General features: G+C 62.6%; 15 protein-coding genes and 1 pseudogene. 7 read left to right on the top strand and 9 right to left on the bottom strand.

What is annotated here, in order from left to right; genetic code table 11:
- Positions 1 to 26: 26 nt before the first annotated feature.
- Both ONR57_RS00700 and ONR57_RS00695 read left to right on the top strand, forming a co-directional pair.
- Positions 27 to 503: an SRPBCC domain-containing protein gene (locus tag ONR57_RS00700; protein ID WP_265120892.1), complete on the top strand. Its 477-nt coding sequence runs from the start codon at positions 27 to 29 to the stop codon at positions 501 to 503.
- A gap of 42 nt (positions 504 to 545) precedes the next feature.
- Positions 546 to 632: pseudogene (locus ONR57_RS00695) on the top strand (hypothetical protein); the annotation flags it as partial.
- A gap of 81 nt (positions 633 to 713) precedes the next feature.
- Here the strand turns inward: ONR57_RS00695 and tnpA are convergent.
- Positions 714 to 1,142, bottom strand: a complete 429-nt coding sequence (tnpA, locus tag ONR57_RS00690; RefSeq protein ID WP_265120891.1) for an IS200/IS605 family transposase — start codon at positions 1,140 to 1,142, stop codon at positions 714 to 716.
- 23 nt (positions 1,143 to 1,165) lie between these two features.
- Between tnpA and ONR57_RS00685 the strand changes: the two genes are divergently transcribed.
- Positions 1,166 to 2,455: a transposase gene (locus ONR57_RS00685; RefSeq protein WP_265120890.1), complete on the top strand. Its 1,290-nt coding sequence runs from the start codon at positions 1,166 to 1,168 to the stop codon at positions 2,453 to 2,455.
- 34 nt (positions 2,456 to 2,489) lie between these two features.
- Here the strand turns inward: ONR57_RS00685 and ONR57_RS00680 are convergent, their stop codons facing one another.
- Positions 2,490 to 3,266, bottom strand: coding sequence for an exodeoxyribonuclease III (locus ONR57_RS00680; protein WP_265120889.1), 777 nt, complete (start codon positions 3,264 to 3,266; stop codon positions 2,490 to 2,492).
- A complete protein-coding gene (locus ONR57_RS00675; RefSeq protein WP_265120888.1) occupies positions 3,266 to 3,868 on the bottom strand; it encodes a peptide deformylase in 603 nt (200 codons plus the stop codon). Before ONR57_RS00675 ends, ONR57_RS00680 begins: the two co-directional genes overlap by 1 nt.
- A gap of 149 nt (positions 3,869 to 4,017) precedes the next feature.
- Here ONR57_RS00675 and ONR57_RS00670 point away from each other — a divergent pair, with 149 nt between their 5' ends.
- The 4 genes from ONR57_RS00670 (at position 4,018) to ONR57_RS00655 (ending at position 6,983) form a co-directional block, all read left to right on the top strand.
- Positions 4,018 to 4,365, top strand: a complete 348-nt coding sequence (locus tag ONR57_RS00670; RefSeq protein ID WP_265120887.1) for a DUF3263 domain-containing protein — start codon at positions 4,018 to 4,020, stop codon at positions 4,363 to 4,365.
- A 14-nt stretch (positions 4,366 to 4,379) separates the two neighbouring features.
- Complete coding sequence (locus ONR57_RS00665; protein WP_265120886.1) at positions 4,380 to 4,895, top strand: LytR C-terminal domain-containing protein; 516 nt, start codon at positions 4,380 to 4,382, stop codon at positions 4,893 to 4,895.
- A gap of 127 nt (positions 4,896 to 5,022) precedes the next feature.
- Positions 5,023 to 5,760 carry a superoxide dismutase family protein gene (locus tag ONR57_RS00660; RefSeq protein WP_265120885.1) on the top strand — a complete coding sequence of 246 codons (738 nt, stop codon included), beginning with the start codon at positions 5,023 to 5,025 and terminating at the stop codon, positions 5,758 to 5,760.
- Positions 5,761 to 5,840: 80 nt separating this feature from the next.
- Complete coding sequence (locus ONR57_RS00655) at positions 5,841 to 6,983, top strand: glutamate--cysteine ligase (RefSeq protein ID WP_265120884.1); 1,143 nt, start codon at positions 5,841 to 5,843, stop codon at positions 6,981 to 6,983.
- A 6-nt stretch (positions 6,984 to 6,989) separates the two neighbouring features.
- Here ONR57_RS00655 and mnhG read toward each other — a convergent pair whose 3' ends face one another.
- Genes mnhG through ONR57_RS00625 form a run of 6 tightly spaced genes read right to left on the bottom strand, consistent with a single transcriptional unit; the run spans position 6,990 to position 13,290 of the window.
- Complete coding sequence (mnhG, locus tag ONR57_RS00650; RefSeq protein WP_265120883.1) at positions 6,990 to 7,322, bottom strand: monovalent cation/H(+) antiporter subunit G; 333 nt, start codon at positions 7,320 to 7,322, stop codon at positions 6,990 to 6,992.
- The gene (locus ONR57_RS00645; protein WP_265121037.1) at positions 7,319 to 7,600 is read right to left on the bottom strand and encodes a monovalent cation/H+ antiporter complex subunit F; all 282 of its coding nucleotides are present in this window, start codon (positions 7,598 to 7,600) and stop codon (positions 7,319 to 7,321) included. Before ONR57_RS00645 ends, mnhG begins: the two co-directional genes overlap by 4 nt.
- Positions 7,601 to 7,605: 5 nt before the next feature.
- The gene (locus tag ONR57_RS00640) at positions 7,606 to 8,157 is read right to left on the bottom strand and encodes a Na+/H+ antiporter subunit E (RefSeq protein WP_265120882.1); all 552 of its coding nucleotides are present in this window, start codon (positions 8,155 to 8,157) and stop codon (positions 7,606 to 7,608) included.
- Positions 8,154 to 9,812: a Na+/H+ antiporter subunit D gene (locus ONR57_RS00635; RefSeq protein WP_265120880.1), complete on the bottom strand. Its 1,659-nt coding sequence runs from the start codon at positions 9,810 to 9,812 to the stop codon at positions 8,154 to 8,156. The genes ONR57_RS00640 and ONR57_RS00635 overlap by 4 nt, the downstream gene beginning before the upstream one ends.
- On the bottom strand, positions 9,812 to 10,351 hold the full coding sequence (locus ONR57_RS00630; protein WP_265120879.1) for a Na(+)/H(+) antiporter subunit C: 540 nt from the start codon (positions 10,349 to 10,351) through the stop codon (positions 9,812 to 9,814). Before ONR57_RS00630 ends, ONR57_RS00635 begins: the two co-directional genes overlap by 1 nt.
- On the bottom strand, positions 10,348 to 13,290 hold the full coding sequence (locus ONR57_RS00625; RefSeq protein ID WP_265120878.1) for a Na+/H+ antiporter subunit A: 2,943 nt from the start codon (positions 13,288 to 13,290) through the stop codon (positions 10,348 to 10,350). Before ONR57_RS00625 ends, ONR57_RS00630 begins: the two co-directional genes overlap by 4 nt.
- Positions 13,291 to 13,323: the final 33 nt, after the last annotated feature.

The following is a 13,323-nucleotide window of genomic DNA, read 5'->3' as shown; positions in this document are numbered from 1 at the left end:
CTCAGCCCCACGAATTGGAGGAAATCATGAGTGATAACGGCTTTACCACCAGTTTCTCGGTGGAGGGGACGACTCCGAAAGAAGCCTTTGACGCCATCATCGACGTGCCCGGGTGGTGGTCAGGACAGGTTGACGGCAGTACGGACACACTCGGTGGGGAATTCACGTACCGCGTCCCGGGCATGCACTACTCGAAGTTCCGGATCACCGAGTTCGTCCCGGCGAAGAAGGTCGCCTGGCTGGTGCTGGACAGCTATCTCAGCTTTACCGAAGACAACGAAGAGTGGACGGGGACAACCGTCATCTTCGAAGTCTTTGATGAGGATGGCGCCACCCGGGTCCGATTCACCCATGCCGGACTGGTTCCCGGCCACGAGTGCTACAGCGTGTGCTCGAACGCGTGGGGCCAGTACATCAATGGCAGTCTCCGGGACCTCGTTTCCACCGGGCCCGGCCGGCCCGGTTCATTCGAGGGCGAACGCGCACTCAACACGGCTGGCTAGTCTCAAACGGCCTAGCGTGGCGACGAGGCTGGCGGCGGCGCCGCGTCCACGGCAGGCGCCATCGTCTTCCGGACCGAGGTTTTCGAACTGATCCAGTACAAGCCGCAGCACGAGCAGGTCTACCTCTAATCTTGCGCAGTGCTCCGGTGTTCACGCCGGGGGTGAAGGGCATCCCGTCTTTTGGGCTCGCGTAGCGAGACGGTTTGTTGGTTAAACGGGTCGTTGCTGGTTTTCGATGTATTGCTTGACCACGGTTAGGGGTGCTCCGCCGCAGGACCCGGCGAAGTAGGACCCGGACCAGAAATGACCGCCCCAGAGGTATTTGCGGACGTGGGGTGTGTATTCCTGCCGGAGGCGGCGGGCGGTGACGCCTTTGAGGCTGTTCACCAGTTTCGATAACGCAACTTTGGGTGGATAGTGCACGAGTAGGTGAACGTGGTCGTGTTCGCCGCTGAACTCCCGCAGCTCGGCTTCGAAATCAGTGCACACGTCCCGCATGATCTGCTCGCATCGTTTCAGCATGTCGTCGGTGAACACGTTTCGGCGGTACTTGGTGACGAAAACCAAATGGGCGTGCAGGTTATAAACAACATGCCGACCTGTGCGTACATCCTTGTTTGGTTCCCATCGAGGTGACATAAACCAATGATACTGTCACTGGTGTGAGCCACACTGTGGGCGTGAGCGAACTGATGACGGTGAAGCGGTGCGTGAGGTACCCGCTGACACCGTCACGCACCCAAGCTCAGACACTGCTCGCGCAGGCGAATGCGGCACGTGTGATGTGGAACCTGATCCACGCCCACCACACTTTCCATGAATCATCACGGCGGTGGCCGACGTGGACTGAATCTGATGCCGCGATCCGTCAGGCCCGCAAAGACATCGACTGGCTCGCGGTACTGCCTGCCCAAGCGGCGCAGCAGGTATTGAAGGCGTATGTGCAGGCGTGGAAGAACTTTTGGGGCGGCACCCACGACCGCCCGGCATGGAAATCGCGGCGTGCCCGTCGAGCGGTCGATGTCCCTCAAGCGCGGGATCTGAACATCACCCGATTGAACCGGAAGTGGGGCACCGTGCAGATCCCGAAAGTCGGGGTCTGCACGATCCGCCTGCACCGGGCGTTGCCGGAGAAGGTCACCGGGGCACGAGTCGTATTGGAAGCCACGGGGTGGGTGCTGGTCGTGCGGGGTGAGAACCAGGTCGTCAAGCCACGGCCACGCCGGAGCGAGCGGGGCGCCGTCGGGATTGACCGCGGAGTCACTCACACGATCGCCTTGTCGGATGGGTCGTTCATTGACCCGGCTCCCACTCTCACCGCCGGTGAGGCGAAGCGCTTGTACCGACTCGAACGAAAAGCCGCGCGACAGAAGGCCACCAAGCCGCGCGGGCACAAGCCGAGCCGGCGACTCCAACTCACGTATGCCCAAATCGGCGGGCTGAAAGCGCGACAAGCACGACGCCGGTACGACTTCGCCCACCAAACCACGACCGCCCTGCTCAATACCGGCGTCGCGGCAGTGATGGTCGAAGACCTGCGGGTAGCGAACATGACCCGCAGTGCGAAAGGCACCATCGAAGAACCCGGTGTGAACGTCAAGCAAAAGGCCGGGCTGAATCGGTCGATACTCAATCAGGGGTGGACGCAGATCCACACCCTGCTCACGTATAAAGCAGATCAAGCAGGAGCGCGGGTCATCGCGGTCCGGCCACACGGCACATCAACAACGTGCCACGCATGCGGGTCAACCACACCAGGACAACGCGAAAGCCAAGCGGTGTTCCGGTGCAAGAACCCGGCCTGTGGGTGGACCGGGAACGCGGACACCAACGCTGCGATCGTGATCAAACAACGGGGCCAGGAAGTGGCCTTGCAGGACGTCGAGCCCAACGCCACCAGGCAGGCTGTGAAACGTCAAAACCCGAAAACCGCCGCCGAACCACGGCAGTGAGTAAGGAAACCGCCTCGTTCACGAGGCGGAGACTTCATTCGATTTCCATGATCACTGGAGCGTGGTCGCTCGCGCCTTTTCCTTTGCGTTCGTCGCGGTCGATCCGGCCGCTGGTCACACGCAGCGCGGGCGAAACGAGCATGTGATCTATGCGCATGCCTTCGCGCCGCGGGAAGCGGAGCTTGGTGTAGTCCCAATAGGTATAAATGCCCGGGCCCGGTGTGAAAGGCCGAACCGCGTCGGAGAGCCCCAAGTCGAAGAAGCGCTGGTACGCCTTGCGTTCTGGGTCGGACACGTGTGTAGAGTCCGCGAACACCGCCATGTCCCACACGTCCTCGTCGTGCGGCGCGATATTCCAGTCGCCGGTGAGTGCCAAACGTGCCCCCGGCGCACTTCCGAGCCATGCTGCGGTCGCGTCCCACAGTGCATCGAGCCACCGAAGTTTGTACTCGTAATGCGGGTCGGTGAGTGTCCGTCCGTTCGGCACGTAGAGGCTCCACACCGTGACGCCGCCGCAATTCGCCCCGATGGCACGTGGTTCCGCTTGGTCACGGAAGGTGGGTACACCTGGGAAGCCGATCTGTACGTCGTCCAGGCCGACGCGTGACACGAGTGCAACACCATTCCACTGGTTCGTGCCGTGGTGCGCTACTTCGTACCCGGCAGCCTCGAAAGCCATCGCGGGAAACTGGTCATCCCGGCATTTGGTTTCCTGTATGGCCAGGACATCAACGTCGGAGCGCTCGAGCCACGACGTTATACGCTCGATGCGTGCGCGGGCGGAGTTGACGTTCCAGGTGGCGATTCGCATCAGTCGTCATGTCCAAACGGATCGGGAACAGTGCCAGGAGTCCAGGACAGGCCCGGGACACCCCAGCCGTTCTTCTTAATCGTTTTCTTCGCGGCGCGCGCGTTCCGGCCGATGAGTCGATCGATGTAAAGAAAGCCATCGAGATGCCCCACCTCATGCTGCAAGCAGCGGGCGAACAAACCCGTTCCAGAAATGTCGACCGGGTTGCCCTTGACGTCGACGCCGGTGACACGTGCCCACGTGGCACGACCGGTGGGGAACTGCTCCCCGGGTACGGAGAGGCAGCCTTCGAGATCGTCTTCCGGGTCGGGCATGGTTTCGGGGATTTCCGACGTCTCGAGCACCGGGTTGATCACTTCACCCTTGCGACGCACTACGGTGCCGGTTTCTTCGTCGCGGTCTGGGCAGTCATAGACGAAAATTCGCAGGTCGACACCAATCTGGTTGGCAGCGAGCCCAACACCGTTGGCGGCTGCCATCGTGTCGTACATGTCCTGAACGAGTTCAGCGATGTCAGCGCTTTCCCCCGGCGTCTGCTCGACAGCGCGGGTCGGCTTGTGAAGAACTGGGTCACCGATGACGCGGATCGGGTGGATGGCCATGAGGTGAAAGATTACTGATTTCGGGTCCAGATAGGGAATCCGGATTCCCGCATCGGCCAGACTCGCCGCAGTGAGAGCCAGAGTTTCGGCGGCGTGCGATGGTTCAATAATGGGCGAACGACACGCACGTTATTTCCCTGAGGAGCGAGATGGAAAGCGCAGCAGCGCGAGCCGGGCAGCCAGCACAGGAGCCACACAGTGCACCCGAGGCGTCTGCTCACGATCTCGCGATTGACGACGATTCGGGTTTGTCCCGCCGCGAACGCGACATCCTTGCGTTCGAGCGGCAGTGGTGGAAGTACGCAGGCGCGAAGGAAGAGGCGATCAAGAACCTTTTCGGCCTGTCCGCCACACGTTACTACCAGGTGCTGAATGCGCTGCTCGATCGGCCAGAAGCGCTGAGCGCGGACCCAATGCTGGTCAAGCGGCTTCGTCGCTTGCGTGCTGGCAGGCAGAAGGCCCGGGCGGCGCGCCGCCTGGGTTTCAGAACCACGTAGCCGGGAGATGAACGGTGACTACTCCACGCTCTGATGCGAACCGGCTGCCGTTGCGGTCATTCGCTTTCATGCTGCTTTCCGCGGCTGTCGTCTTTATCGCCATCGGGGTCTTCGTTCTTCGTGACGCGAACGCGGAACCGGATCCACAGGCGGGTGCGCCGATGGTGACCACGACGACGGTCGCGCCGACCACCACCGCCGATCCGGAGCCGACGGATGAGCCGGAGCCGACTACATCGCTGGCGCCCCCGCCGGTACCTGCTGTTGACGTGCACGTACTCAACAACAGCACCGTGCAGGGGCTCGCGGGCCGTACCGCGGATACACTGCGGGCGTCCGGCTGGCCGGTCGGTGCCGTCGGGAATTACAGTGCGAGCATCGTCGGTGGCACAACCGTGTACTACGGGGACGCACCAGGTGAACAGCAAGTCGCTGAGCGCGTCGCCGCGACGCTGGGAGCATCGACAGCGCCCCGGTTTCCGGGAATCTCGGACCAGCCACCCGGCGTGGTCGTGATTCTGGCCGGATAGTTCGGGGTGCTCGCTGGTCTCGGCACGGCCACCGATATGCTGTGGCACTGAAGAACGCTCAACATCCCGGGATACCGTGTGGTCACCCCAGCCCGGGCGAGACCTTTCTGGCGAAGGAGCTTTTGTGATGGCCTCACAGGTACGGCGGACCCTCCGGCGCGGGGGAGCTTCGTGGCGGAATCCCGCAGTAGCTGCCGCAGCAGTCGCTGCCGGTGCGCTTGTTCTGAGTGGATGCGCAGCGCCAGGCGAGGCCCCCTCCACGATGACTGAGACGCCGCCTCCGCCGCCGGTCTGGACAGGCGAAGCAGCTCCAGTCGATCATCAGCAAGAGGACGACGAGATGCATGGCGAGGATCCGGCGGGGCAGAGTGTGGAGGCCCAGCTCGCGCTCGCAGACGGCACCGAGATCGGTACTGTGACGATCACCGAGTCGGGTGATCATCTGCGCATCCGTGCCCTCATCGATGCCGATCCGAGCGAGGTCCCGCCGGGCTTCAAGGGCTTCCATATCCACGAAACTGGTGTGTGCGAGGCTAACGGCGACAACGGTGCGTTCACGTCCGCGGGCAGTCACCTGAATCTCGACGGTGAAGATCATGCGGACCACAGCGGAGATCTCACGTCGATTCTGATCCTTGACGACGGTACCGGTGAGCTTGTTACAACGACCGACCGCGTGACAGTCGATGATCTGCTTAGTGGTGACGGCGCGGCCTTCATCCTGCACGCTGGACCGGACAATTTCGCCAACATCCCGGACCGTTACGAACTCGCTGACGGCGGCGCAGTACCGGATGAACAAACACTGTCAACCGGCGACTCGGGGGACCGGCTCGCCTGCGGTGTGATCGAAGAGCGCAGCTAATCGCCAACGCGCCCAACACGCTCAGATAAGACAAAGGACACTGCCCTGCCGGGCGGTGTCCTTTGTGGTTCTATCAGGGTGTGGAGATTTCGTTCAGCGGTTCGCCCCGCCCGACCCTGGGAGTCGAGTGGGAGCTGGCGATCGTCAACCGGGGTGACCGCGACCTCGTCAACGCTGCTGAAGCAGTGCTCGATGAGCTAGCCGAGCGGCACGGCATAGATCCAACCCAAGCTGAATCCCCGATCCACAAAGAGTTTCTGCGCAACACCGTGGAGATCGTTACTGGGGTGCACAATACCGTCGGCGAAGCGATGGATGACGTCGCCCGTTCCCTGCGGGCCGTACTCGCCGCAGGGGATCGACTAGGAGTTGATTTCTTCTGCGCTGGCACACATCCGTTCGCGCATTGGACCGATGAGATGCTCACCGACAAACCGAACTACGTCGAAATCATCAACCGGAATCAGTATTGGGGCCGGCAACTTCTGATTTGGGGCGTACACGTGCATGTCGGCGTCTCCCGCGCAGACAAGGTCTTCCCGATCCTCAACGCACTGTTGATGAAATACCCGCATTTGCTGGCGTTGTCCGGGTCCTCTCCGATCTGGGACGGGAAGGACACCGGGTATGCGAGTACCCGTGCGCTGCTGTTCCAGCAACTTCCGACAGCGGGGCTGCCATTCCAGTTCGAAACGTGGCAAGAGTTCGAACAGTTCACCGGCGATCAGATGAAAACCGGCATCATTGAGTCACTCGGTGGTTTGCACTGGGATATCAGGCCGTCTCCCGGGTTCGGCACGATCGAAGTCCGTGTGTGCGACGGCATCCCCACAATGCGTGAACTCGCCGCGCTCACCGCTCTCATTCACTGCATCGTGGTGGACCTGGACCGGCGGCTCGAAGCGGGGGAGGAGTTGCCTTCCATGCCGCCTTGGCTGGTGCAGGAAAACAAATGGCGCGCCGCACGGTATGGCTTGGATGCAGAGGTCATTCTTGATCGTGACTGCAACGAGCAAGTCGTGACCGATGATCTCGCGGTGATGCTGGAGAAGCTCGAACCGGTCGCGAAATCGCTAGACTGCGCGCGGGAACTCGGGTCAGTCGCGGACATCCCCCGCTACGGGGCGTCGTACCAGCGGCAGCGGAGCATCGTGGAAGGTGGCGGCAGCCTCGCCTCGATCGTGGATTCCCTCGTCGGTGAACTTCGCGGCAGTGTCATGTGAGCGGTGTCAGTCGTCGCGGTTCGGCTCCATCTGGTCGATGGTAATGAGGTCCTGACGGTACAGTTTCTCGCGGTAGGCGAGCCGTCCCACGCGGTGGGCGACGACGGGAACAGTGAGCCCGGCGAACAGGATTGCCAGAAATAGCATGCCGACATCCACAGACCCCCACAGGGTGATACCGGCCGCCGTCAGCACGAGAATCACACTGAGAATCTGCGGTTTCGTCGCTGCGTGCATGCGGGTGAGGGTGTCGGGGAACCGGACCACCCCGATCGAGGCGATGAGCGCGAGTGCACAGCCGGTGAGCAGGAGAACGCCTACAAGCACGTCGATGATCATGAGTCAGCCTCGCCCGTTAGCCGGTCGTCGGGGACGCGGTACCGCGTGACGGCAATCGACCCGATGAAACCAAGGAGCGCTAGCGCGACGACGGCGGACACTACGGTCGTGTCGCGAGAGTACGCTGCCCACACCGCGAGTCCGCACAGCGACAGCGCGACGAGCATGTCGACGGCAACGAGGCGGTCCAGCGAGTTGGGGCCTGCTACCAATCGGTAAGTGGTCACAAGACTCGCCGTGACGAGCATGATTGCGCACACCAGATAGACAACGTTCATCAGTGTCATCGCTCGGCCCGCCCCAATGATGCGTTGGAGGTGATGTCCCGCCACTCGTCGCGCCGCTCGAACGCTCTCACGAACCAGCGTTCGAGCCGGTCGGTGTCTTTGTGAAACTTCGCGATTGCGCGTTTGTCGGTGATGTCGATGACGTGGACGAACACGACACGCTGCGCCTTGTCGATTTGCAAGACGAGACTGCCTGGGATGAGACTGAGCGCATCGACCATCAGCGTGAGAACCAGGTCGGACCGGACATCCAGGCGCCGTTTCAGAACGGCGCTGCGGGGCGGCGGCCCTGGACGGATCGTAATCCACGTGACTTGGAGCGTGGCGCGAACGAGCATCGCCGCGATCACAAGATTGAGCATGATGAACGAGAACGGATGCAGCCGCCCGCCAATAGGGATCCGCGGCAGCGGCAGCAGGTACACCACGGCAAGCCCGACCAGGATTCCGGAGAGCACGTTGCCGACGGACAAGGTCCCCCACAGCAGCACCCAAATACCCGCTAGCCACATAACGCCGAACGCGCGCAGCAGTACCGCCCGGATCATCGCTCACCTCCGGCTGGAGTCGTGCCGCTTATTCTCTCGGCTGGGCCGTGAAGTACCTCGGGATCCGCGTCGAGGACAGTTGTGACGTAGTCAGTGCGCTCGCGCAGTGCCTCGGCAGCGCGGTTCGCATATGCGAAGAACGGGCCTGCGAGGAGCGTCAGCGAAATCCCCAAGATCGCGAGGCCCGCAGTCGGTGCAACCATCAGGGCGGGCATGCGCCCGACATCGGCACGCTCGCCGTAGGGCACGTCGAACGCGTCGTCGACGAGTGCGGTTGGACGGGAGGCAACCAGATGTCCTTCCGGTGCGTCTGCGCGGTCACGCCAGAACGCTTTTGTCCAAATGCGAGCAACGACGTACAGGGTGAGCAAGCTTGTCGCGATACTGCCAAAAACAAGCACCCAGGCGAGGACACCCGCATCGTCAACACCAGCCTGGACTAGCGCCACCTTCCCGATGAATCCGCTGAAGGGCGGTATCCCGCCGAGGTTGAGCGCGGGAATGAAGAAGATGAGCGCAAGCAGCGGACTGGCTTTCGCGAGCCCACCCAGCCTGCGCAGCGATGATGAGCCTGCTTGTCGCTCGATCAACCCGACGACAAGGAACAGTGTGGTTTGGACGATGATGTGGTGCACCGCATAGAAGATCGCGCCAGCGAGGCCCAGGTTCGACGACAGAGCAATGCCGAAGACCATGTAGCCGATGTGACTGACGAGTGTGAACGACAGCAGCCGCTTGATATCCGATTGGGCTATGGCGCCCAAGATCCCGATGACCATCGTCAGCAGCGCAGCCACCAGCAAGACGTCATTAAGAAGCCCGCTCGGGAAGACCAGCGTGTGCGTGCGAATGATCGCGTACACGCCCACCTTCGTCAGCAAACCGGCGAACACCGCGGTAACCGGGGCCGGGGCCGTGGGATATGAGTCGGGCAGCCACCCGTACAACGGGAAAACAGCGGCTTTGACGCCGAACGCGACGAGCAGAACAGCGAAGATTGCGCTGCGCGTCCCTTCCGGAACCTCTTGCATGCGCAGAGCCATATGCGCGAGGTTCAGTGTGCCGGTCGCGGCATATGCGAACGCGATGCCGACGAGGAAAACAATTGATGACACCATCGACACCAGCACGTAGGTGATGCCTGCGCGGACGCGCTCCTTGCTGACGCCAATTGTCAGCAGCACGAAGCTTGCGGCGAGCAGAATCTCGAAGCCCACATACAGGTTGAAGAGGTCGCCCGCGAGGAAGGCGTTGCAAATTCCTGCGGTCAGGACGAGATAAGTGGGCGCGAAGATCGATACTGGCTGCTGGTGGTGGCCGTCGCGAATACCCTGGCCGACTGAGTAGATAAGAACGGCGAGCAGCATCGCCGCGGAAATCATCAGCATGAGTGCGGATAGACGGTCAGCGACCAGTGAAATCCCAACCGGTGCGCCCCACCCGCCGACCTGAACGACGTGGGTGCCGTATTCGTCGGTGAGATACATCAGCATCGTTGCCACGACAAAGACGGACCCGATCACAGCGAGCGCGATGTACCGCTGCACACGATAGTGGCGGCTGAAGAACAGCGTCGCCGCTGCGCCAAGCAGGGGGAGAAGCACGGGCAGCGGAATGAGTGCTTCCGCGGCGGACGGTCCCAAAAAATTCAGCATCAGCGGCCGCCTCTCTCGCTGTCACCGTCGTCGGAGCGTTCCGATTCGTCGAAGTCGGAGTCGGAGCCGTCGACCGGAGGTCCAAGTGGATCGTCCGCAGACTCGGGCACTGTGGCTTCAGGCTCGTAGTCCGGCGCCTCAATGCGGGTGCGGTGAGCGACGTGAACGTCTTCGGTGTCGTCCTCGACGTCGTCGACGGTCTGGAGGGTGAACGACCGGTAAATCAGGGCGATGACGAATGCCGCGAGACCCATCCCGATTACGATCGCGGTGAGGATCAGCGCTTGAACTAATGGGTCGGCCATCTCCGTGCTCCCGTTCGGCTGCCGTCCGATGATCGGAGGCGCGCCGGAGAGTCCGCCCATTGTGATGATGAGGAGATTTACCGCATTCGTGAGGAGCAGGAGCCCGAGCAGCATTTTCAGGATAGTGCGCTCGAGAACCAGGTAGACGCCGCACGCGACGAGAATCCCCACCACGACCAGGATTTCGAAGCTGGTAGTGAGCGTTTCGCCGGCCACGGTTTCGGTGACGGTCACTGGTGGGTCACCTCAATCTGTGAGTCGAGGCGGGCGCCAAGGCTGCGCAGGACGTCGACGACGAGCCCAATCACCAGGAAGTACACGCCGATGTCGAAGATAAGGGCGGTGACTAGCTTGACCTCCCCGAACAGCGGCAGGCTGAAATACATCGTGGAAGACGACAGCGCAGGCGCACCCAGCAGGATCGAGAACAGCGCGGTACCGGCCGCGAGCGCAAGCCCGAGACCCAGAATCTTTCCAGCGTCCACGCGGACGGATTCACCCAGCTCGTAGCGTCCGCCGGCGAGGTAACGAAGGACCAGGGCCAATCCGGCAACGAGCCCGCCTGCAAACCCGCCACCTGGTGCGTTGTGGCCGGCGAACAGGAAATACAGCGAGAGCACCATCATCGCCGGGAAGAGCAGACGGGTGGTGACTTCGAGGATGAACGACCGGTTGCGCGGGTTACGGAGCTCGCTGCCGCGCAGCCACACGATTTCTGTGTACTCGAGGTGGCGGCGTGTCGGCATCGGAGCCATCTCCCGCTCCGCAGCCTCAACTGGCCCGGACCCGGCCTCGCCTGTCCTGTCTGCATCGCGGAGTGCCGCGGCTACTGCCACGGTGGCCGGCTGGGGGAGAGGTGGCGGCGCGTCAGCAACCCGTGGCGTGTTGCCGTAACGGCGGTGTCTGAAGATCAGGCTCGCGACACCAGTCGCGGCCACGAGCAGAACACTGATCTCACCGAGCGTATCCCACGCCCGAATGTCCACGAGGACAACGTTCACCACGTTTGCGCCATGCCCCTGTGTGTACGCGAGGTCGGGGAGGAAAGCTGAAACCGGCTGTGCGGCGCGGGCGCTCACCGCGAACATTCCCACGGTGACGACGATGACGCCTGCGCCGAATCCGAGGGCCGCACGAACCGCGCGGTGCCCCATAGGCCGGTGCGGCACCGGCTCAGCCGGCAGCTTGCGCAGCAGGAGTATGAAAATGACGAGGGTGAGCGTTTCGACGACCACCTGTGTCAGCGCGAGATCGGGAGCACCGTGCAGTGCGAAAACAACGGCGGTGCCGTACCCGGTGATGCCGATCAGTAAAACGATCGTCAGCCGGTTGCGGAGCACCGTGGCGCCGAGGGCCGCCGCGACCATGACGAGACCGATGGAAAGCTGCAGCATCGAGTTCGGCGCGCCGTTTGGCAGCGATGGCCAATCGGGCCACAGCAGGAGTGCCGTCGACGGCAGCGCGATGAGGGTCGCAAGGATGACAGCCTGCGTGAATGGCAGCGATCCGCGCTGCGTCAGGCTGGTGACCCGTTGCGCCAGTACATCGGTGAATCGCAGCGTCGCGTCGTACACACGGTCCGCATTTCCCAGCGGCGGTGTGGCGAACCGCAACTTCGTCACCCGCCGGTGCGCGAAGAAAACGACGAAGCCAGCGATGACCGCGAAGGCACTGAGGCCGAGGGCCAGTGTGGAACCGCCCAGGTGCGGATGGTCTCCTTCGACGCCAACGGGGAACAGGTCCACGTACGGCAGCATCGCGTCGACGAGTGGCACGGTCAGAAATCCGGCGGCCAGTCCGCCAACAGACAGCACTGCGGGTGACGCGAGAAAAAGCGGGCCTGGTGGCTTCATCGACTCCACGGCAAGGCTTGGAGCAGAGTGTCCTTTGCGGGCGAAAGCACCGGATACGAAACGCAGCGTGTAGGCCACGGTGAATACCGAACCGACAACGACCGCGATCAGTGTGGCGAGTTGCCAGCCTGGAAACGGCCCGTCAGCTTCGGAAAGCGCGGTGAACGCGGTTTCCTTTCCGTAGAAGCCGAGAAACGGCGGCAGGCCAGCCATGCTCGCTGCTGCGGCGATTGAAATGAGCGCGAGCACGGGAGCTCGCTGTCCGAGGCACCATAGTTTCCGGACGTCGCGGGTTCCGGTGGCCCGGTCGATGATGCCGACGACGAGGAACAGGGTGCCCTTGAACAGGGCGTGCGCGACCACAAGCCCGATACCGGCGAGCGCGGCATGCCGCGTTCCGATACCGACCAGCACCATCAAAAATCCGAGTTGGCTCACGGTGCCGAACGCAAGGATCAGCTTCAGATCGAACTCGCGCAGGGCGCGCCAGCCGGCGAGCACCATCGACAGCGCCCCGAGCGTGATGATGACCAAGCGCCACGGGGATGCGTCAGCGAACGCAGGGGAGAGGCGGGCGACGAGGAAGACTCCCGCCTTCACCATCGCCGCCGCATGCAGGTATGCGCTGACGGGGGTGGGCGCGGCCATCGCTGCGGGCAGCCAGAAGTGCAGCGGAACGATCGCTGATTTGCTCAGCGCTCCGACGATGATGAGGACGAGCGCCACATCGGCGAGCCACCCCTGGGGCGGTGCCTCGAGAAGGTCTGTCAAAAGGTAGCTGCCGGTCATCTGTCCGAAGATGATGAGGCCGACGAGCATGGCGAGCCCGCCCAGCGTCGTGACAAGGAGCGCTTTCGTGGCGGCCCGGCGGCTGGTCTGTTTCTCCGCTTTGTATCCGATTAGCAAGAACGACAGCACCGTCGTCGCTTCCCAGAAGATAAACAGCAAAAGTGTGTTGTTCGACGTGACAATCCCGAACATCGCGCCCGCGAAAGCGACGAGATACGCGGCGAATGACCCAAGCCGCGCTGCATGTGGCGGGAAATACCGGGCGCAATACACAAGCACAAGCGCGCCGACGCCCAGGATGATGCAGGACATGATCGCGCTGAGCCCGTCGAACCACAGGTCGATGTCCATGCCGAGTTCAGACGCCCAGGGGATACTGACTCGATGCGGCTCGCTGAAGTGAGCGACCGTCCACAGGAAACCGCCGAACGGCACCAGTGCGAGGGGGAGAAACGCGTTTCGCCCAAGGATCCTGACGAGCAGCGGCGCGATGAGGGCGGCGAGCGCATGAGCCACTAGGACCGCGATCAAGGGCCACTCCGTCCGGGTCGTGGGCAGGAGCGC

It is taken from the genome of Hoyosella sp. YIM 151337 (assembly GCF_026041215.1).
Lineage (GTDB): Bacteria > Actinomycetota > Actinomycetes > Mycobacteriales > Mycobacteriaceae > Hoyosella.
Note: the sequence above shows the minus strand (reverse complement) of the source record. Positions and strands in the feature narration are given on the sequence as shown.